The following is a 19,600-nucleotide window of genomic DNA, read 5'->3' on the forward strand; positions in this document are numbered from 1 at the left end:
GACATGAGCCCGAACATCGTCCTCGTCGTCACCATCGGCGTGCTGTTCGCCGCGGGTGTCTACCTGCTGCTCGAGCGCAGCCTGTCGCGGGTGCTCATCGGCGTCATCCTCATCGGCAACGGCGCGAACCTGCTGTTCCTGGTGGCGGGCGGCGCGGCCGGACGCCCTCCGATCGTCGGGAACGAGCCCGAGGGTCAGATGAGCGACCCGCTGCCGCAGGCCATGGTCCTGACGGCGATCGTCATCACGCTCGGCATGACCGCGTTCCTGCTGGCCATGGCCTACCGGTCGTGGCAGCTGCACCGGCACGACGAGGTGCAGGACGACGTCGAGGACCGTCGTATCGCGCGCCTCGCGGCGGTCGACGAGCGCGCGTTCGCCGACCTGGACACCGAGGTCGCCGCCGGGACCCTGGACGAGGAAGCAGCCGAGGCCCGCGACGAGACCGACGAGGGCGCGCCAGCGCGAGAGAGTACGGCCGCACCGGCGACGGCACGGGAGGTGCAGCCGTGACCGACTACACCTGGCTCGTCCCGCTCCCCGTCGTCATCCCGCTGTCCGCCGCGGGCCTCGCGCTCGCGCTCTACCGTCGGCCGAACGTGCAGCGGTTCGTCACGGTGGTGGCCCTCGCACTCGTCCTCGTCGCCAGCCTGGCACTGCTCGTGCTCGCCGACGAGGGCCCGCTCGTCGTGGACGTCGGCGGCTGGGCGGCCCCTGTCGGCATCGACCTGGTGGCGGACCGGCTGTCGGCGCTCATGCTCACGATCTCCAGCGCGGTCACCCTCTGCGTCCTGCTGTACTCGCTGGCGCAGGGCAACGAGGACGACGAGGAGTCCGCGCCGGTCTCGATCTACCACCCGACGTACCTGGTGCTGACGGCGGGCGTGGCCAACGCGTTCCTGTCCGGGGACCTGTTCAACCTGTACGTCGGCTTCGAGATCCTGCTGGCCGCCAGCTACGTGCTCATCACCCTCGGCGGCACCGGCGAGCGCATCCGAGCGGGGACCATCTACATCGTCGTCGCGCTGCTGTCGTCGGTGCTGTTCCTCGTGGCGATCGCGATGATCTACGCCGCGACCGGCACCGTGAACCTGGCCCAGCTCGCCATCCGGCTGCCCGAGATCGACCCGGGCGTCAGCCTCGTCCTGCAGGTGCTGCTCCTGCTCGCGTTCTCCATCAAGGCGGCCGTCTTCCCGCTGTCCGCGTGGCTCCCGGACTCCTACCCGACCGCCCCCGCGCCCGTGACCGCGGTGTTCGCCGGCCTGCTCACCAAGGTGGGCGTGTACGCGATCATCCGCACGCAGACGCTGCTGTTCCCCGACGGCAGGCTGGACGACGCCCTCATGTGGGCTGCGCTGGCGACGATGGTCATCGGCATCCTCGGCGCCGTCGCGCAGGACGACATCAAGCGACTGCTCTCGTTCACCCTGGTCAGCCACATCGGCTTCATGGTGTTCGGCATCGCGATGGCCACCGACCTGGGCTACACCGCGGCCATCTACTACGTCGCCCACCACATCACCGTGCAGACGGCGCTGTTCCTGGTCGTGGGCCTCGTCGAGCGTGCGGGCGGGTCCACGTCCCTGACCAAGCTGGGTGGCCTGGCGAAGCTGACCCCGGTGCTCGCGATCCTCTTCTTCATCCCTGCGATGAACCTGGGCGGCATCCCTCCGTTGTCCGGGTTCCTGGGCAAGATCGGTCTCATCGAGGCCGGTGTCCAGCTGGGGACCCCGCTGGCGTACGTCCTCGTGGTCGGTTCCGTGCTGACCTCGTTGCTGACCCTCTACGCGCTGGTCAAGGCGTGGAACAAGGCGTTCTGGCAGACGCCCGAGGAGCCGCGCCCGCCGGTCCGCCTGCCCTTCGGGATGGTCGCCCCGACCGGCGCGCTCATCGTCGTCGGTCTCCTGCTCACGGTCGCGGCCGGCCCCCTGTACGCCTACACCGAGCGCGCCGCTGTCTCCCTGACCGAGCGCACCCCGTACGTCGAGGCCGTGCTGCCCGACGGGGAGCGCGGCCAGGGCGTCTCCGACGACGTGGCGGAGGACCAGCCATGAGCCTGCACCCGCGCCGGCACAGGTGGCGCACCCAGTGGGCGACCGTCGTCTGGCTGACCGTCGTGTGGGTGTTCCTCTGGGGCGACCTGTCCGTCGGCAACGTGCTGTCCGGCCTGGTCATCGCGCTCGCGGTGACCACCGGGCTGCGGATGGCGCCCATCGACTTCCACGGACGGTTCCGTCCGCTGGGCTTCCTGCGGCTGTCCGCACGCTTCGCCGTCGACCTGGTGAAAGCGTCGTTCGAGGTCAGCCTCATCGCGATCCGACCCCGGTACGTGCCGCGCGGTGCGGTCATCGGCGTCCAGCTGCGCAGCCACTCCGACCTCTACCTGACCCTGACCGCGGAGCTGTCGTCGCTGGTCCCCGGCTCGCTGGTGGTCGAGGCGCACCGCCTCACCGGCATGCTCTACCTGCACGTCCTCGACGTGCGGCAGAGCGGCGGGATCGAGGCGGCGCGGCAGGCGGTGCTGGACCAGGAGGAGCGGGTGCTGCGGGCGTTCGCGTCGGACGAGGAGCTGGTCGCGGCCGGTCTGGGGGTGCGCGCATGACCGCCGTCATCTGGGTCTGCGGGATCCTCATCACCGTCGGGGCGGTGCTCGCCGTCATCCGGGCGGAGAAGGGTCCGTCGATGCTCGACCGGACCGTCGCCCTCGACATCGTGGTGACGGCGATGATCGTGGCGGTCGCCCTGTACGGCGCGGTCGAGCGCCGCACGGACGTCGTCCCGGTCCTCGTGGTCCTCTCGCTCGTCGGCTTCGTCGGGTCCGTGACCATCGCGCGGTTCGCGTCCGTGGAGCCCGAGGGCGAGGGCCGCGTGCGCACCCGCGAGGAGATCGCCGCCCAGGAGGCCGAGCGGATGGACGCCGAGGACGAGGCCGAGGGGACGCGCCGGACAGACCGCCGTGAGGGGTTCGACGAGCACCACGGCGGCGGCGCCGAGGGGGAGGTCCGAGGATGACCCAGGACCAGTGGACGACCGTCGCCGACGTCGCCTCCGCGGTGTGCCTGCTCGGCGGGGCGTTCCTCGCGTTCGCCGCCGGCGTCGGCGTCCTGCGCTTCCCCGACCTGCTGGCGCGCATGCACGCGGGCACCAAGCCCCAGGTGCTCGGCCTCGCTCTCGTGCTCATCGGGCTCGCGCTGCGGCTGCGCTCCGGCGGGGCCGTGTGGGCGCTCGTGCTCGTGGCGGTGTTCCAGATGCTCACCGCCCCCGTCGCCGCGCACATGGTCGGTCGGGCCGGCTACCGGACGGGCAAGGTCCGCAGCGACCTGCTGGTGGTCGACGAGCTGACCAACGACCAGGAGCTCGCGCAGGTGCGCGACCAGGGTCGCCCCGACGACGACGACCCCCGAGACTGAGCTCCAGGAGGTACGTGATGACGCGACCGGACGTGGTGGTCGTCGGCTCGGGCCCCAACGGGCTCGCCGCCGCCGTCACCCTCGCGCGCTCGGGCCTGCGGGTCACGGTCCTGGAGTCGCAGTCGACGGTCGGCGGCGGCGCGCGGACCCTCGACCTCGGCCTGGCCGACGGGATCACGCACGACATCTGCTCCGCCGTCCACCCGATGGCGTGGGCCTCCCCGTTCTTCCAGGCGTTCGACCTGTCGCGACGCGGGGTCGAGCTCTTGGTGCCCGAGGTCTCCTACGCGCACCCGCTCCCCGACGGGCGCGCCGGGGTCGCGTACCGGGACCTGGACCGGACGGTCGAGGAGCTCGGCGTCGACGGGGCGGTGTGGCGGTCGCTGGTCGGCGGCGACCCGGCCGCCGTGGTGCGGCTGGGTCTGTTCGACAAGCGGTCGGTGCCCCTGGTCGACCCGCGGGCGGCGCTGCGGTTCGGGCTCGGTGTCCTGGAGCAGGGCACGCGCGCGTGGGACCGCCGGTTCGTCGGCGACGTCGCACCGGCGCTGCTGACCGGTATCGGGGCCCACGCGATCTCGCCGCTGCCGTCGATCGCGGCGGCGGGCACCGCGCTCCTGCTGGGCACCCTCGCGCACGCCGAGGGCGGCTGGCCCATCCCACGCGGCGGCTCCGGGGCGATCGTCGCCGCGCTGGTCGCGGACCTCGAGGCGCACGGCGGGACCATCCGGACCGACCACCGGGTCCGCAGCGACGCCGACCTGCCGATCGCGCACTGCTACGTGTTCGACACCACCCCACGCACCCTGGTCCAGGTGCTCGGCCACCGCCTGCCGCCGCGCGCGCGGGATGCGCTGGCCGCGTTCGAGTACGGCGACGCGGCGGCCAAGGTCGACTTCGTGCTCGACGGGCCGGTCCCGTGGACCGTGCCCGAGGTCGGGCGGGCAGGGACCGTCCACGTCGGCGGCACGCGCGCGGAGATGGCCCGCGCCGAGAACACGGTCGCGCGCGGCCAGCACGCGGACCTGCCGATGACGCTGGTCAGCGACCCGACCGTCGTCGACGACACCCGCCAGGTCCATGGCCGTCGGCCCCTGTGGACCTACACGCACGTGCCGGCGGGATCCGACGTGGACGTGACCGAGGCCATCACCCGGCACATCGAGCGGTACGCCCCCGGGTTCCGGGACGTCGTCGTCACGTCGCGGTGCGTGCCGGCCGCCCGCATGAGCGACCACAACGAGAACTACGTCGACGGCGACATCTCCGCGGGTCGCGCCAGCATCGGCCAGCTGTTCGCGCGCCCCACCCGCCGGTTCGACCCGTACTTCTCGGGTCGGGCGGGCGTCTACCTGTGCTCGGCGTCCACCCCGCCCGGACCCGGCGTGCACGGCCTCGGTGGCTGGTACGCGGCGAAGCGGGTGCTGCGCGAGTTCGGGATCATGGCGCCGCCGAGCCTGGCGCCGTAGGTCCGACCCCCTGCGACGGGGGCGACCAAGCCATGAGTGTCGCGGCGGGCAGGTTCCACGGCACCCATGGCTCGGTCGCCGCAGGTGCGGGTGGTCAGTCCAGCGGGTTCTTCGAGTCGACCCGCTTGACGAAGCGTGCGGTCGACTTCGTGGCCAGCACCCGCGACACCGCGACGAGCGCGCCGGTCAGTGCCGCAGCCGCGATCAGCTCGGCCGTGCCCGCGTCGCCCGGGTCCTCGGCCTTCGGCGGCTTGTGGCCCGTCTTGGCCTTCCACGCCTGGCTGAGGACCTGGTTCACGACGAATGCCGCGGCGAGCGCCACGCCCGCGCCGATGAGCTTGGCGACGATCGACTGCTTCTGCTGGTCGTCCGACATGGGGATCCTCCGGGAGTGCGGGACGGGGTCTGGGACGACCGTAGCCCGGCGAGCGCGTCCGCGCCGCTCAGCGCGGCGTAGGATCTGCGGCGAACGACAGGGGAGCGTCGGACCGCAGGGTCTGGACGCTGAGAGTGCGGACCACCGCAGACCCTCGAACCTGATCCGGTTGATACCGGCGTAGGGAGTCGGGCTTCTCAGTCCTTCCCATGTGGTCGCTGCGGCTGCATGGGAGGGTCCCCTCCTTTCCGACCGAGGAGGAGCATCACCCATGGCGAGGACCCACTCGCTTCTTGCCGGTCTCGGCATCCTGGCCCTGGCCGGGTGCTCGGCGATCGGCACCGGCGACGCCGCCCCCAGCGCGTCGGCCGGGACCGTCACCCTCGTCACGCACGACTCGTTCGGGCTGTCCGACGGCCTCCTCGAGTCGTTCGAGGAGGAGTCCGGTCTCACGGTCGAGGTCGTCCAGCCGGGCGACGGCGGCGCGCTGGTGAACCAGCTCGTGCTCACCAAGGACGCCCCGCTGGGGGACCTGGTGTTCGGCATCGACAACTCGTTCGCGTCGCGGGCGGTCGACGAGGGGGTCGTCGCGCCGACCGAGGCGCCCGACGCGTTCGAGGGTGCCCTGGTCCCCGTCGACTACGGGGACGTCTGCATCAACGTCGACCACACGTGGTTCGCGCAGCAGGGTCTGGCCGAGCCGGTCACCCTCGAGGACCTGACCGAGCCGGAGTACAAGGACCTGCTCGTCGTGCCCAACGCGGTGACGTCGTCGCCGGGGCTCTCGTTCCTGCTGGCGACCATCGGGGCGTTCGGCGAGGACGGCTGGCAGGACTACTGGTCGGCGCTGAAGGCCAACGGCGTCAAGGTGGCCGACGGCTGGTCCGACGCGTACTTCACGGACTTCTCCGGTGGAGGCGGCGGCGGCCCGCGCCCGATCGTCCTGTCCTACGCGTCGTCGCCCCCGTCCACGATCCCCGAGGGTGGCACGGAGCCGACGACCGGCGCCCTGCTGGACACCTGCTTCCGGCAGACGGAGTACGCGGGCGTGCTGGAGGGGGCGGCCAACCCCGAGGGTGCGCAGCAGCTGCTCGACTTCCTGCTGTCCGACGAGGTCCAGGAGGACATCCCGGGGTCCATGTACATGTACCCCGTGAGCACCACCGCCGCGCTCCCCGAGGAGTGGACCGCGTTCGCCCCCCTGGCGACCGACCCGTTCGAGGTCGCACCGCAGGACATCAGCGCGAACCGTGAGGCGTGGCTGGCCGTGTGGTCGGAGACGGTGATCGGCTGACCATGTCCGTCTCGACGCTCACCCGACCCGGCGCTGCCGCAGCGTCGGGTCGGGGACGTGTCGTCGCGTTCTGGTCGGTGGCGGTCGTGGTGCCGCTGCTCTTCCTCGGCATCTTCTTCGCGTGGCCCGTGGCCGTGATGATCGCGAAGGGGTTCGTCGTCGACGGGCAGCTGGACCTCGGCGGGTTCGCCGACGTGTTCTCGCGGCCCCGGACGTGGCGGATCGTCGGGCTGACGCTCGCGCAGGCGACCCTCGGGACGGTCCTGAGCGTGCTGCTCGGCATCCCCGGGGCGTACGTGCTGTACCGGCACGCCTTCCGAGGGCGGGCGTTCCTCCGGGCGTTCGTCACCGTGCCGTTCGTCCTGCCGACCGTCGTCGTCGGCGTCGCGTTCCGCTCGCTGCTCGTCGACGGGGGCCCGCTCGGGTTCCTGCACCTGGACGGGACGTTCGCGGCCATCGTCGCCGCGCTCGTGTTCTTCAACTACGCGGTCGTCGTCCGCGCGGTCGGGGGTCTCTGGGAGCGGCTCGACCCCCGCGCCGAGCAGGCCGCTCGGGCGCTCGGCGCGTCACCGTGGCGGGCGTTCGTCACGGTGACGCTGCCCGCGCTGACACCCGCGATCGCGTCGGCCGCGTCCCTCGCGTTCCTGTTCTGTGCGACCGCGTTCGGGACGGTCCTCGTCCTCGGAGGCCTGCAGTTCGGCACCATCGAGACCGAGATCTGGATCCAGACGACGCAGTTCCTCGACCTGCGCGCAGCCGCCGTCCTGTCGGTGGTGCAGCTCGTCGTCGTCGCGGGGACCCTCGTCGTCGCCGGGCGCGCACGCTCCCGCCGCGAGCGGGCGCTCGGGCTCACGCTCCCGTCGTCCTCCGTCCGTCCGCTGCTGCTGCGCCGGCCCGCAGGCATGCCGCCCGGCGACGGGCACGCGCTCACCCTCGCCGCCACGGCGGTCACCGCGCTCGTGGTCCTGCTGCTCGCCCTGCCCCTGGTCAACCTCGTCATGCGGTCGCTGCGGACCGACGACGGCTGGGGGCTCGACCACTACACGGCTCTCGGCACCACCGGCGGGTCGCTCACCGTCACGGTCTGGCAGGCCACCCTGAACTCCCTGCGGGTCGCGCTCGACGCCACGGTGATCGCGCTGGTCGTCGGCGGCCTCGTCGCGCTCGTCGTGTCCCGACGGCCGCGCCGCGCGGTCGGCCGCCGTGCCGTCGCCGGTCTCGACGCCCTCTTCATGCTCCCGCTCGGGGTGTCCGCCGTGACCGTCGGGTTCGGGTTCCTGCTGTCCATGCACCACCCGTTCGGCCTGCCCGTCGACCTGCGGACCAGCCCGCTGCTCCTGCCGATCGCGCAGGCGGTCGTCGCCGTACCCCTCGTCGTCCGGGTGGTGCTGCCGGTGCTGCGCGCGATCGACCCGCGGCTGCGGGAGGCGGCCGCCACGCTCGGCGCGACCCCCGGTCGCGTGCTGCGGACCGTGGACCTGTCGATCGCGGCCCGGTCCCTGGGTCTCGCGGTCGGGTTCGCGTTCGCCGCGTCGCTGGGGGAGTTCGGCGCCACGTCGTTCCTCGCCCGCCCCGACCGGCCGACGCTGCCCGTGGTGATCTTCCGGCTCATCGGCCGACCCGGTCCCGAGTCCTACGGCATGGCGCTGGCCGCGTCCGTCGTCCTCGCGGTGCTCACCGCGGGGATCGTCGCCGCCTGCGAACGACTGCGCGCCCCCGGCGCGGGAGGTGAATGGTGAACGGTCTGTCCGTCCAGGACGTCGTCGTCAGGTACGGCCCGGTGCCGGCGGTCGACGGGGTGTCGCTCGACGTCGCGCCCGGCGAGGTCGTCGCGCTGCTCGGCCCGTCCGGCTGCGGCAAGTCCTCGCTCCTGCGCGCGGTCGCGGGACTGGAGCCGCTGGCGGGCGGGACCGTGTCCTGGGACGGGTCATCCCTGGCCGGCGTGCCCGTGCACCGGCGCGGGTTCGGGCTGATGTTCCAGGACGGGCAGCTCTTCGCGCACCGGACCGTCGGCGGGAACGTCGCCTACGGCCTGCCGGCCCGCTCCGGCGCGCGCGTCGCGTCTCTCCTGGAGCTGGTCGGGCTCGCCGGCTACGAGGACCGCGGCATCGCGACCCTGTCCGGCGGCGAGCGGCAACGCGTCGCCCTCGCCCGGGCGCTCGCCCCCGCGCCCCGGCTCCTGCTTCTCGACGAGCCCCTGTCCGCCCTCGACCGGGCCCTGCGCGAGCGCCTCGCCGTCGACCTGCGCGCCGCGCTCGTCGCCACCGGCACGACCGCCGTGTTCGTCACCCACGACCAGGACGAGGCCTTCGCCGTCGCCGACCGCGTCGCCGTCATGTCCACCGGCCGGCTCCTCCAGGTCGACGCACCCGCCGACCTCTGGGTCCGGCCCGCCACGCGCGAGGTCGCGTCGTTCCTCGGCTACGAGGCGTTCGTCCCCCTCGACAGCCCGGCCGCCGCACCCCTGCGCGACGCCCTCGGGGTCCCGCCGTCCTCCGCGACGCTCGCGCTCGCCGAGGGAGCGTTCGTCGTGGGGCGCACCGGCGTCGCGAAGGGCACCGTGCGCGGGGTCTCGTCGCGACGAGGACGGTCCGAGGTGCGCGTCGACGTCGACGGGATCGGTGTGGTCACCGCCCTCGGGCCCGTCGGTGGGCGGTGGTCGGCGGGGGACGTCGTCGAGCTCGGCGTGGAGCCGGACGCGCTCGCGGTCCTCGACGCCTGATCGCCTTCCGCGGCCGAGCGGACTACGGTCGGAAGCATCCGGGCGAGCAGGTTCGAGCACCGAGGTGATGGCGATGACGCTGGAGCTCCGTGAGGTCGTGTCGGTCGACATCCCCGCACCGCTGTCGACGGTGTGGACGTACCTGCGGGACCCGGCACTGGTGCGCCGCTGGTACGGGTGGGACCACGACGGCCTCGACGCCCAGGCCCGGGCGTTCGTCGACACCGCCGTCGAGGCGCAGGACGTCGTCGGCGACGCGAGCATCCACACCCTGAGCTGGCCCCACCACGACCGGCTCACGCTGCGGTCCGCCGCGCACGAGCCGCACCGGACACGCCTGACCGTCACCCGGCGCAGCCACGAGGGCATGGCCACGTTCGACGGGGTGCGCGACGAGGCCGACGAGAGCTGGACCGCCGACGCCCACCAGCTGCAGTTCGCGCTCGCCGTCCATCCCGACCAGGAGCGCCGGACGCTGTCCATGTTCGGGCTGCCGTCCGGTGACCGGAAGGACAGGCTCCTCGACCGCGCCGGACTCGTCGGCGTCCGCGGGGTGCCGGTGGGTGGGCACGTCCAGGCGCGCCGGCCCGACGGGACCCTGCTCGGCGGGACGCTCGTCTACGAGACGCCCCTCCAGCTCGGGCTGCGCCTGCACGGCATCTCCGAGATGTTCCTGGTCCTCCAGGAGACCCCCGCTGCCCACACGCCGCCGCACGGCACCGTCGACGCGGTCCTGTCCACCTACGGGCTCGACGACGAGACGTTCGAGCAGATCCGCGAGCGGTGGACCCGCTGGTGGGCGATGGCGGTGCCCAGCGGGTCGTCGCGCGTCAGCTCAGCCTGAGCTGCCACTCCCCGGAACCACCGGCGGGACGGAACCCCAGGGCCACGTTGATGGAGAGCATGTAGGAGTTCTCCTCGGCGTTCCACGTGCCGACGCGCCGGACCGTCGGCCGCTCCGCCGCGAGTCGCTGCAGGTTCGCCGTCTTGACCAGCATCCCGAGGCGCTTGCCACGGTGCTCCTTGATCACGAGCGTGTCGTCCTGGTGCACGAACTCGTCCGAGTTGGGGACCGCCATGAAGCACGTGAACGCGGCGAGCGTGTGCGTCGGGACGTGCTCCGCAGCCAGCACCAGCAGCTCGAGCTCCCGGTCCTCGTACTGCCGCTCCGTCACCCGGATCCGCTCCGCGTCCCAGACGTCCTCCTCCAGGTCGAGACCACCCAGCGGCGCGTCCGTGCTCATCCGGGTGTTGAGCAGCGCGTACTGGTCGATCCACTCCGCGGGCACGTGGCTCAACCAGCTCACGAGGCGGTAGTCGGGTCCGGCGTGCGCCTCGGCCTCGGCGCGGTGCTTGGCGACGAGGTCCGCGTCGAACGGCAGGTCGAACACCGAGTAGCGCTCGACCTGCTCCAGCGCGAAGCCCCGCTTCAGCAGGAAGCGTGGACCGTCCGCGTCGGCCTCCACACGGCCGACGCCGGTCGTCGCCGCGAGCGAGCCAGGGCCCTCGGCGGGCTCGACCTGCTGGTCGGTGGCGGCCGTCACGGTGGTCCTGCCGGCGTCGCGGACGAGTGCGATGCTCGCGTCGTAGAGCGATGCGCCGACGCCGCGACGGCGATACGCCGGGCGCACGCCGACCTCGACCTGCGCCGTGTGGGTGTTGTCCTGCAACGGCAGGTTCACCATCGCGTAGCCGAGCACCCGGTCCGGGTCCGGGGCGTCGAGCTCGTCGTCGGCGAGCGCGACCAGACGCGCCTTGCGGATGTAGTGCTGGTCGCGCATCGAGCCGAGGATCTCCGTGGCCGTGCGCTCGAAGTCGCGGTTGCCCCACGCGTCGAGCAGCACCTCGTTCATCGCCGCGGTGTAGCCGTGCAGGAGCCACGCCCCCTCGGGCGTCTCCGTCACTGGCACCTCACGGATCGACCACGTCGTCATGACGACCACGATCCGCCTGTCGTCCTTCCGTGGCGAGCCCTTTTCCGGGCCGTCGCTACTCTCACCAGATGGTGTGGTTGGAGATCGTCGGCTGGGCCGGCTCGCTGCTGGTCATCGTCTCGCTCACGCAGGCGAGGGTGCTGCGCTTCCGGTGGCTGAACCTGGCCGGGGCCGTGATAGCCACGGTCTACAACGCGATCGTCGGTATCTGGCCGTTCGCCGTGATGAACGGGGTCATCGCCGTCATCGACGTGTACTGGCTGTTCCGGCTGCACCGCGAGCGGCACGACGCGCAGGTCTACGGCGTCCTCGAGGTCCCCGCCGACGACTCCGTCCTGCGCCACCTGCTCGACACCCACGCCCCGGACATCGCCCGGTTCCACCCCGCGTTCGTCGCTGCCGACCCCGCCCCCTCCGCCGCCTTCGTCGTCGTGCGGGGCGACGAGCTGGTCGGCGCGGTCGTCGTGCGGTCCGCCGGCGACGGGGTCGGTCGCGTGGACCTCGACTACGTGACGCCGCGGTACCGGGACTTCACGCCCGGTGAGTTCGTGTACCAGGACAGCGGGGTGTTCGCCGCGCACGGGTTCCGCCGGCTCGTCGTCGGGTCGCCGTCGCTCGAGGCGCACGCGTACCTCGAGCGGGTGGGGTTCCGGTCGACCGCCGACGGGTGGGAGCGCGAGGTCCCCGCGGCCGCCTGACGGGGAACGGCCCGGGGTCGCGACTCGACGCGGCCCGTCCGTCGCGCGTCGATGTCTTCCGACAGTCCGCTAGCATGAGTTCGGACGACCGAACTTTCTCCTGAGGTGGACCATGACGAGCAGCGCGACCGACGACACCGTCCAGGTCACCACCCCGCGCCGCCCTCGTCGCGCCCCGCTGCTGCTCGGTCCTGCGTTCGTCGCGGCCATCGCATACGTCGACCCGGGCAACGTCGCCGCCAACCTCACCGCGGGCGCCCGGTACGGCTACCTGCTGCTGTGGGTCCTCGTCGCGGCGAACGCGATGGCCGTCCTGGTCCAGTACCAGTCGGCGAAGCTCGGCCTGGTCACCGGCGACTCCCTGCCCGGAGTGCTCGGCCAGCGGATGCGCCGCACCCCGCGGCTGGCGTTCTGGATGCAGGCCGAGGTCGTCGCGGCCGCCACCGACATCGCCGAGGTGGTCGGCGGCGCCATCGCCCTCAACCTGCTGTTCGGTGTCCCGCTCCCGCTCGGTGGCCTGATCGTCGGGGTCGTGTCCCTGCTCCTGCTGGCCACCCAGAACCGGTACGGGCAGCGGCGGTTCGAGCACGTCATCATCGCCCTGCTCGCCGTCATCACCGTCGGGTTCCTCGCCGGTCTGTTCGTGTCACCGCCCGACGCCCGCGGCGTCCTGTCCGGCCTGGTCCCGCGCTTCGACGGCACCGACTCCGTCCTGCTGGCCGCCTCGATGCTGGGCGCGACCGTCATGCCCCACGCGATCTACGTGCACTCCGCCCTCGCCCGCGACCGGCACGGCCGCCCGACCGGCGCGAGCCTGCGGGAGATCCTGCGGTCGACCCGCTGGGACGTCGGCATCGCGCTGGCCGTCGCGGGCGCCGTGAACATCGGCCTCCTGCTGCTCGCCGCGTCGGGCCTGCGCGGCGTCCCCGGCACCGACTCGATCCCCGGCGCGTACGACGCCATCGCCGACGCGCTCGGCATGGGCATCGCCGTCGCGTTCGCCATCGGCCTGCTCGCGTCGGGCCTGGCGTCCACCTCCGTCGGCGCCTACGCGGGCGCGACGATCATGGAGGGGCTGATCCACAAGCGGATCCCCCTGCTGGTCCGCCGCGTCGTGACCCTGATCCCGGCGATCATCCTGCTGGCCGTCGGCGCCGACGCCACCTGGACCCTCGTCCTCTCGCAGGTGGTGCTCAGCTTCGGCATCCCGTTCGCGGTCATCCCGCTGGTCGCCCTGACGCGCAACCGCACCGTCATGGGCACCCACCGCAACGGCCCCTGGCTCCACGCCACCCTGCTCCTGGTGGTGACCCTGGTGGTCGCGCTGAACGTGACCCTGCTGGTCCTCCTGCTCCTGGGCTGACCCGTCCCGCCGAACTCGGGCCCGCGCCGCTCGGGCCCGCGCGGTCGGGCCCGCGCCGCTCGGGCCCGCGCCGAACTCGTCGGTCCGCGCCGAACTCGTCAGGTGCAACGGTCGAGTTCGACTGCAACGGACGAGTTCGACCGCAACGGACGAGTTCGACCGCAACGGTTGAGTTCGGCTGCGACCGACGAGTTCTGCTGCTCATCCGCGCAGGCTGCGGAGCGGGCGGAGCCGGGTGCTCGACCCCGCGGGGACCAGCGGCAGGATGCGATGGAGGAGGGTGGTGCCCCGCAGGTCCTCCTTCGTCGCGCGCAGGACCCGCCAGTCGGCGTCGACGAGTGCGTCGTGGCGTCGCTTCTCCCGGATGAACTCCTCGGTGACGCGGCCCTCGTACTTGCCGCGGCCGTCGTACTCCAGCGCCAGCCGCCACGCCTCCCACCCCAGGTCGCACCAGAACGTCCCCAGCCGGGTCGCGACAGGGACCTGCGTCTGCGGGCTCGGCAGCCCGTCACGAACGACCACGAAGCGCGCGGCTGACTCGCCCGGCGACTCGGCACCCTCGTCGGCGATGGCAAGCACGGCACGGGCGCGAGTCACGCCGCGCTGACCGGCCCGACTCCGCAGGAGGTCGTCGATCACCCTTCGATCCGCTCCTGCGCGGAGCGCGGCGTCGGCGACCACCAGACCCTGCATCGCGGGCAGGGTCGACGCACAGTCGACGACGGTGCGCTCCAACGACGTCGCCGGCAGTCCGCCGACCACCGTGAGCTGGTCCGGGGCAGGGGTGACCGGATGGTGCCTGACGGACGGATCTCGGCTCGAGCCGGCGGTCTGTCCCTGCATGAGGTGCGTGTGCGTGGGCGCGACCCACAGCGGCAGACCCCAGAGCAGGGCCGCGGACTCGTGGCTGAACCAGTGCGGGGATCGGAGGCGCGCGTGGATGCCCTGGATCCGGCCGAGGGCGATCGTCCGAGGTCGGTCCTGCGTCGGGCCGTCCTCGGCCGGGAGGTAGATGCCGCGGGCGATCCGCTCCCACGCGCCCGACACGTTCCGCCTCCGGACCACCTCGGGTGGGTTGTCGCGCGCGAGATGCACCGTGGGCAGCACCACGATCGGGGGTGTCGTGCGATCCGTCGGTCGTCGAGGCATCTGCGCACCCTCGTCGCCGCACCGGTCGACCGCGGACCGATCCGAGCCCTCTGTGGACGAACCCGCGGGATCGCGCACCGGTGGGCGGGTCGACGGGATCGCCGAACTCGTCCCTCCGCACCGATCTCGTTCGTTCCAACCGACGAGTTGGGCCGCAACCGACGAGCTGGGCCGCAACCGACGAGCTGGGCCGCAACCGACGAGCTGGGCGGCAGCTGACGAGTTGGGCGGCAGCTGACGCGTCCCGTTCGCGGCGCTAGTGACGCGAGGGCCACTCCGACGGGTCCTCCGGGGCGTCCTCCAGGTCGGCCAGGCGGGACTCCAGGTGGGTGCGCTCGGTCGGGTTGGTCACCAGGTTCAGGGCCGTGCGGTAGGCCGCGGCCGCGGCTGTCGGGTGGCCTGCGCGGCGGAGGAGCTCGGCGCGGACGGCGGGGACCCGGTGGTGGCGGGGGAGGGCGTCGTCGAGGCCGTCGAGCAGCTGGAGGCCGGCGTCGGGACCGTCCGCCTCGGCCACGGCGACCGCGCGCGCCAGCCGGACGACCGGTGAGCCCGTGAGCGCCTCGAGCTGCGCGTAGAGGTCGGCGATGACGGACCAGCGGGTGTCCGCCGCCGTCGGTGCCGTCGCGTGCTCGGCCGCGATGAGCGCCTGCAGCCGGTACTCCGTCGCGAGGCGCGACTGGTGACCGGCCGGACCGGGGGCCGGAGCCGGACCCGATGCGAGGGACTCCAGCAGCCCCACGCCCTCGGTGATCTCGTCGCGGTGCCAGCGGCTGCGGTCCTGGTCCGGGAGCAGGACCAGCGCGCCGGACTCGTCCAGTCGGGTGTCGCGGCGGGAGTGCTGCAGCAGCAGGAGCGCGAGCAGGGAGCGGACGACGGAGCGGTCGGGCAGCAGCGAGTCGAGCACGCGCAGCAGGCGGACGGCCTCGTCGCCGAGGTCCACGCGCAACGGCTCGGCGCCGACCCCCGGGTGATAGCCGGAGGTGAAGGCGAGGTAGACCACGGTCGCGACGACGTCCAGGCGCTCGTCCAGCCGTTCCGCGGCGGGCGTCGCGAAGGGGATGCCGGAGGACGCCAGCCGCTTCTTCGCGCGGGTCAGCCGGGCCGCCATGGTCGACTCCTGCACGAGCAGGAGCCGGCCGATCTCGGTGGTGGTGAGGCCGACGACGAACCGCAGGGTCAGGGCGACGCGGTCGTCGGGTGCGATCGCGGGGTGGCAGCAGGCGAAGATCAGCCGGAGGCGCTCGTCGGCAACGTGGGCGCCGGGGTCGACGACGGCCGCCGCGGCGGCGCGCATCTCGTCGTCGACCACCATCAACGGTTCCTTCCGTCGGGCGACCGCCTCGGAACGGAGACGGTCGAGGACTCGGCGACGCGCGGCGGTGAGGAGCCACGCGCCGGTGTTCGTCGGGACGCCGTCGACGGGCCAGTGCCGGGCGGCCGACTCGAAGGCGTCGGACACGGCGTCCTCGGCCAGGTCGGGGCGTGCGAACTGACCGATCAGCAGGCCGATCAGGCGGGACCAGTGGGCCCGCCAGGCCTCGGCGAGGGCGTCGTCGGAGGGCGTCACCGGTCGTGCCGCACCCAGGACGTGAGGACGCCGGACGTCATGAAACCGGCGCCGGGGCGCGTGGACGGTCGTCGTCGCGCAGGGTCAGGGCCGACATGTCCTCTCCTCACGGGGACGGAGGACGCCTCGTGCGTCCTGCTGCCCCGATGACGCGCGAGCCGCCCGCGGATCGACACGTCCGTGCGCGTCACGACCGGGAGTCGCCGGGGACGGGCAGGCGCGTCGGCACCCAGTCCGGGCCCTCGGCGTCCCGGCGTTCCTGCACCTCGAGCAGCTGGCCGTCGTAGACCTTGGCCAGCACCTGGCCCGTCCGGCGGCTGAGCAGCGCCGTCAGGAGGTTGTAGGGCGAGATGGGGAACGGCTCGATCGTGTCCAGGGTGACCACGGGCAGTCCGCTGAACACGCTGTCGGGATCGCTGTCGACGTGCCAGCCACCGCCCCCGATGCGCAGGTACGCCTCGCCGACGTAGCGGACCGCGCCGTCGACCCAGTCCGGGTCGCCGGCGTCGTCGAACGAGCCACGGTCCGGCCAGCGCTCGAGCGCGTCCTGCTCGAGCTCCTCCAGGGACGCCCGCGAGAAGTCACCGGTCCAGCCGGTCGGCATGAGGACGTCCTCGAACCGCGCGAGGCGAGGATGCATCGCGTCCAGCCAGTCCTCGAGCTGTTCGACTCTCACGCCACCCCTTCATCTCGTCCGTGGCGACGAACGTAGCGGACGCGGCCTCACGCGAGGGGTCGCACCTCGAACGTGCCGACGGCGGGCAGCCCGTCCAGCACGGCGTCGAGGTCGGGCTCGTCGAGCACCTGGATGCCGGTCAGCGCCGACGCGGGCCCGTCGAACGGCCCGTCCCGCAGTGCGCGGTCATGCACCGACGTCGCGGTGTCCACGGAGCCGAGGGTGAGACCGGCGGGAAGGGTCGTGGACCCGAACGCCAGGACGACGAACCTCACGACGTCGTCAGCGCGTCGTCGCCGTCGACGGGGAGGCCGTCGACGAACCGCACGGTGCGTCGGATCTCGACGGACTCGCCGTTGAGCACGAGCGCGGACACCGCCTCGGTCAGCGCCTCCAGCGTGGTGCGGGCGACCAGGTAGAACCCGGCCACCTGCTCGGCCGTCTCGGCGTACGGCCCGTCGGTGACGACGACGCCCGCGCGCCCGTCGGACCGCAGCGACCGCGCGCGGTCGGCCACACCGAGCGCCCGGGTGGTGACGATCTCCCACCCCTGGTCGGCGCAGTGCTGCTGGAAGGCGCTGTGGGCGGCGTGGGCGCGCTCGCGCTCCTCGTCGGTCAGCGCGGCGTCACGCGCGTCGTCGCGGTAGAGCACGACGGTGAACTCGGCCATGTCAGCTCCTGCTGGTCGGAGGACGCCTGGTGCGTCCCGCTGCCCCGATGACGTGCGGGCCGGGCGGTGATCGACAGTTCCCGGGAGTCAGCCTGCGTCGTCCCCGGGGTCCTGCTCGCTGCAGTAGCCGGCGATGGGGACGCGCGTCGGGCCGTGGACGTCGGGTCAGCCTGCGTAGGCGTGGAGGACCTTGGCGAAGAGGCCGGGTTCGTGCTGGTCGGCGAGGCGTTCGACGGCGGAGTGGACCAGGCCGGCGCGCCAGAGGCCGTTCTCGTCGAGACGTTTGACGAACGGGTGTCCGACGAAGGGGTCGGTGCCGGGCTCGCCGGGTCGCAGGATCCACCGTCCTGGTGCCTGCTGCAGGAGGACCGCACCGAGGTAGCTGGCGTACCGGGCGACCACCTCGGCTCCGTCGGCGGACCGGACGTCGATGGTCGCGGCGGTCAGGTCGAGCTGGGAGAGGCGTTCGAGGACGGTCAGGGACTGGGGGCTGAGGTCGAGCTGGGTGCCGTGCTCACCGGCGTGGGTGCGCAGGGCGGCGATGCGTTCGTCGACCCGCGCGGCCCAGGCGTCGCGTTCGGGGGTGTCCCCGGGGTCCTGCTCGCTGTAGTAGCCGGGGATGGGCAGGCGCTTGGGCTCCCAGTCCGGCCCTTCGACGTCCCGACGACGCTGCACCTGGCGCAGCTGGCCGTCGTAGACCTTGGCGAGCTCGTGTCCGGTGCGGCGCTTGAGCAGGACGCCCAGGAAGTTGGCGGGTGCGATCGGGAACCCGTCGATGGTGTCGGGCCGGATCACGGGTTGACCGCGGAACGCGACGTCGGGCCGGTTGTCCAGGTACCAGCCGCCACCGGCGATCCGCAGGTAGGCCTCACCGATGTACCGCATCGCGCCGTCGATCCAGTCGGAGTCGCCGTCGTTCTGGAAGGACTCACGGTCGGGCCAGCGCTCGAGCATGTACTGCTCGAGCTCTTCGAGCGACTCGCGGGTGAAGCCCTTGGTCCAGCTGGTCGGCATGAGGAAGTCCTCGAACCGCGCCAGCCGGGGGTCCATGGCCTCCAGCCAGTTCTGGAACTGCTCGTCCCTCACAACGCCTCCCGTCGACCGGCGCTCTCGCGCCGTCAGGCAAACTATCTGACCACGGCTTCGCTGTGGACCACCTTCCACTCGATGCCCGCGTCCTCGAGCTTGCGGATCGTCGCGGCGGAGGGCTGGCTGCCGAACACGTACTGGATCGTCCAACCGGAGTCGACGAGGGTCTGGTCCTTGGTCAGCTGCCCTGAGTCGATGGTGTTCCCGGACTTGATCTCGACACCGATCTGATCGTCGAGGTTGACGACGTCGTAGTTGCGGTCGACGCCGGTGACGTCCTCCACCGACGCGTTCCGGGACCAGTCGTCGGCCGAGTACTCGTCGAGCTCGTAGACGACGTCCTCGAACGCATCCCCGCGCGGCTTGTTGCCCTGGTTGCGGATGTACTGGTCCCGCCACTGCTCCCACGAGAGCCGGTTGGAGCCGTTCGTCTGGTACAGGTGCCAGCGCGCGAGCATGTGCTCCTCGGTGCCGGCCGGGTAGTCGGTGTGCGGCCCGAGCTCGTCCAGCTCCGTCGACGTCGGCTGGCTCCGGTCTCGGAACGCCGCGGCGGGGTTGCTGTACTCGAACACCACGGGGTCGTCGGCGGTCCCGGTGCCGCGCCAGGTGCGGTTGTCCTTGGGCTTGTTGTCGAGGAGCTCGTCGAGCTTCTTGCGCCACGACGCGGGCAGGTGCGTGAAGGTTTTCTGCAGGATCTTGCCGACGACGCCGACGCCGATCAGGGACGTGATGGCCAGGGCGAGCTCGAGGGTGCCTTGCTTGACGAGGTCCTGGCCGTCGATCTTGCCCTCGCCCCAGTCGGCGACGACGTCGAGGAAGTCTCCGACGGAGACCAGGGTGAAGCCGACGCCGAGGATCTTGAGCCCGAACGTGGCGCCGGCCAGGGCGCCGGCCGCGCCGGCGGGTACGGCTCCGACGCCGAACCCGAACACCGCCCCGATCGCGGCCCCGCCCATCGCGCCGATGATCGTCAGCGCGACGGTCAGGATCAGGCCGACGACGACCAGGACCCAGCCGACGACCCGGCACGCGGTGGCCAGGAACCGGAACAGCCCGACGTGCTCGCCGATCCAGTCGCGCAGGCCGGCGAGGTTCTCGTCGATCCAGCCGCCCAGGTCGGCAGTGGTGGACTCCCACCAGTCGCTGATCGCGGCGCCGGCGTCGGTGACCGAGTCCCAGGCGTCGG

The 19,600-nt window shown here is 72.6% G+C and carries 21 protein-coding genes and 1 riboswitch; of the genes, 12 read left to right on the forward strand and 9 right to left on the reverse strand.

Translation table 11 applies throughout. The features are described from left to right. Positions 1–3: 3 nt before the first annotated feature. From ASF78_RS10340 to ASF78_RS10365, 6 genes are read left to right on the forward strand one after another with little or no spacing between them, the layout of a single operon-like run. Positions 4–513: a Na(+)/H(+) antiporter subunit C gene (locus tag ASF78_RS10340; protein WP_056588500.1), complete on the forward strand. Its 510-nt coding sequence runs from the start codon at positions 4–6 to the stop codon at positions 511–513. After that, positions 510–2,054 carry a Na+/H+ antiporter subunit D gene (locus ASF78_RS10345; RefSeq protein ID WP_056587717.1) on the forward strand — a complete coding sequence of 515 codons (1,545 nt, stop codon included), beginning with the start codon at positions 510–512 and terminating at the stop codon, positions 2,052–2,054. The genes ASF78_RS10340 and ASF78_RS10345 overlap by 4 nt, the downstream gene beginning before the upstream one ends. Then, positions 2,051–2,602, forward strand: coding sequence for a Na+/H+ antiporter subunit E (locus tag ASF78_RS10350; protein ID WP_056587720.1), 552 nt, complete (start codon positions 2,051–2,053; stop codon positions 2,600–2,602). The genes ASF78_RS10345 and ASF78_RS10350 overlap by 4 nt, the downstream gene beginning before the upstream one ends. Then, a complete protein-coding gene (locus tag ASF78_RS10355) occupies positions 2,599–3,012 on the forward strand; it encodes a monovalent cation/H+ antiporter complex subunit F (RefSeq protein WP_056587723.1) in 414 nt (137 codons plus the stop codon). Before ASF78_RS10350 ends, ASF78_RS10355 begins: the two co-directional genes overlap by 4 nt. Continuing rightward, positions 3,009–3,410: a monovalent cation/H(+) antiporter subunit G gene (mnhG, locus tag ASF78_RS10360; RefSeq protein ID WP_056587726.1), complete on the forward strand. Its 402-nt coding sequence runs from the start codon at positions 3,009–3,011 to the stop codon at positions 3,408–3,410. The genes ASF78_RS10355 and mnhG overlap by 4 nt, the downstream gene beginning before the upstream one ends. A gap of 17 nt (positions 3,411–3,427) precedes the next feature. Beyond that, on the forward strand, positions 3,428–4,876 hold the full coding sequence (locus ASF78_RS10365) for an NAD(P)/FAD-dependent oxidoreductase (RefSeq protein WP_056587729.1): 1,449 nt from the start codon (positions 3,428–3,430) through the stop codon (positions 4,874–4,876). A 94-nt stretch (positions 4,877–4,970) separates the two neighbouring features. On the opposite strand, the gene ASF78_RS10370 is transcribed toward ASF78_RS10365, so the two are convergent. After that, complete coding sequence (locus tag ASF78_RS10370) at positions 4,971–5,252, reverse strand: DUF4235 domain-containing protein (protein ID WP_056587732.1); 282 nt, start codon at positions 5,250–5,252, stop codon at positions 4,971–4,973. Between the two features lie 88 nt (positions 5,253–5,340). Further along, positions 5,341–5,456, forward strand: a riboswitch (TPP riboswitch). Between the two features lie 67 nt (positions 5,457–5,523). Between ASF78_RS10370 and ASF78_RS10375 the strand changes: the two genes are divergently transcribed. The 4 genes from ASF78_RS10375 to ASF78_RS10390 all read left to right on the forward strand — a co-directional run bounded on the left by ASF78_RS10375 (position 5,524) and on the right by ASF78_RS10390 (position 10,112). After that, complete coding sequence (locus tag ASF78_RS10375; protein ID WP_056587735.1) at positions 5,524–6,546, forward strand: thiamine ABC transporter substrate binding subunit; 1,023 nt, start codon at positions 5,524–5,526, stop codon at positions 6,544–6,546. Between the two features lie 2 nt (positions 6,547–6,548). Continuing rightward, complete coding sequence (locus ASF78_RS10380) at positions 6,549–8,285, forward strand: iron ABC transporter permease (RefSeq protein ID WP_056588501.1); 1,737 nt, start codon at positions 6,549–6,551, stop codon at positions 8,283–8,285. Further along, positions 8,279–9,268 (forward strand): ABC transporter ATP-binding protein, encoded by a 990-nt coding sequence (locus ASF78_RS10385; protein ID WP_056587738.1) that lies wholly within the window; start codon positions 8,279–8,281, stop codon positions 9,266–9,268. The genes ASF78_RS10380 and ASF78_RS10385 overlap by 7 nt, the downstream gene beginning before the upstream one ends. A gap of 73 nt (positions 9,269–9,341) precedes the next feature. Beyond that, a complete protein-coding gene (locus ASF78_RS10390) occupies positions 9,342–10,112 on the forward strand; it encodes a hypothetical protein (protein ID WP_056588502.1) in 771 nt (256 codons plus the stop codon). Here the strand turns inward: ASF78_RS10390 and ASF78_RS10395 are convergent. Next, positions 10,099–11,202 carry a GNAT family N-acetyltransferase gene (locus tag ASF78_RS10395; RefSeq protein WP_056588503.1) on the reverse strand — a complete coding sequence of 368 codons (1,104 nt, stop codon included), beginning with the start codon at positions 11,200–11,202 and terminating at the stop codon, positions 10,099–10,101. The genes ASF78_RS10390 and ASF78_RS10395 overlap by 14 nt on opposite strands. Before the next feature lie 68 nt (positions 11,203–11,270). Here ASF78_RS10395 and ASF78_RS10400 point away from each other — a divergent pair, with 68 nt between their 5' ends. Both ASF78_RS10400 and ASF78_RS10405 read left to right on the forward strand, forming a co-directional pair. Continuing rightward, positions 11,271–11,900, forward strand: a complete 630-nt coding sequence (locus ASF78_RS10400) for a YgjV family protein (RefSeq protein WP_056587741.1) — start codon at positions 11,271–11,273, stop codon at positions 11,898–11,900. 112 nt (positions 11,901–12,012) lie between these two features. Then, on the forward strand, positions 12,013–13,263 hold the full coding sequence (locus tag ASF78_RS10405) for an Nramp family divalent metal transporter (RefSeq protein ID WP_056587743.1): 1,251 nt from the start codon (positions 12,013–12,015) through the stop codon (positions 13,261–13,263). Between the two features lie 201 nt (positions 13,264–13,464). On the opposite strand, the gene ASF78_RS10410 is transcribed toward ASF78_RS10405, so the two are convergent. The 7 genes from ASF78_RS10410 to ASF78_RS22605 all read right to left on the reverse strand — a co-directional run. Beyond that, complete coding sequence (locus tag ASF78_RS10410) at positions 13,465–14,412, reverse strand: hypothetical protein (protein WP_156374099.1); 948 nt, start codon at positions 14,410–14,412, stop codon at positions 13,465–13,467. Between the two features lie 256 nt (positions 14,413–14,668). Further along, the gene (locus ASF78_RS10415; RefSeq protein WP_056587750.1) at positions 14,669–15,979 is read right to left on the reverse strand and encodes an RNA polymerase sigma factor; all 1,311 of its coding nucleotides are present in this window, start codon (positions 15,977–15,979) and stop codon (positions 14,669–14,671) included. Positions 15,980–16,166: 187 nt separating this feature from the next. Beyond that, positions 16,167–16,655 (reverse strand): hypothetical protein, encoded by a 489-nt coding sequence (locus ASF78_RS10420; RefSeq protein ID WP_056587753.1) that lies wholly within the window; start codon positions 16,653–16,655, stop codon positions 16,167–16,169. A 47-nt stretch (positions 16,656–16,702) separates the two neighbouring features. Continuing rightward, entirely contained in the window at positions 16,703–16,930 is a 228-nt protein-coding gene (locus tag ASF78_RS10425) for a hypothetical protein (RefSeq protein ID WP_056587755.1), read from the reverse strand. After that, positions 16,927–17,325 carry a YciI family protein gene (locus tag ASF78_RS10430; protein WP_056587759.1) on the reverse strand — a complete coding sequence of 133 codons (399 nt, stop codon included), beginning with the start codon at positions 17,323–17,325 and terminating at the stop codon, positions 16,927–16,929. Before ASF78_RS10430 ends, ASF78_RS10425 begins: the two co-directional genes overlap by 4 nt. 165 nt (positions 17,326–17,490) lie before the next feature. Further along, complete coding sequence (locus tag ASF78_RS10435) at positions 17,491–18,411, reverse strand: hypothetical protein (protein ID WP_056587762.1); 921 nt, start codon at positions 18,409–18,411, stop codon at positions 17,491–17,493. Positions 18,412–18,452: 41 nt separating this feature from the next. Then, positions 18,453–19,600 (reverse strand): hypothetical protein (locus tag ASF78_RS22605; RefSeq protein WP_056587765.1); only part of this gene is annotated, 1,148 nt, incomplete at its 5' end.

Origin of the sequence: Cellulomonas sp. Leaf334, assembly GCF_001424195.1 — a bacterium.
Lineage (GTDB): Bacteria > Actinomycetota > Actinomycetes > Actinomycetales > Cellulomonadaceae > Cellulomonas.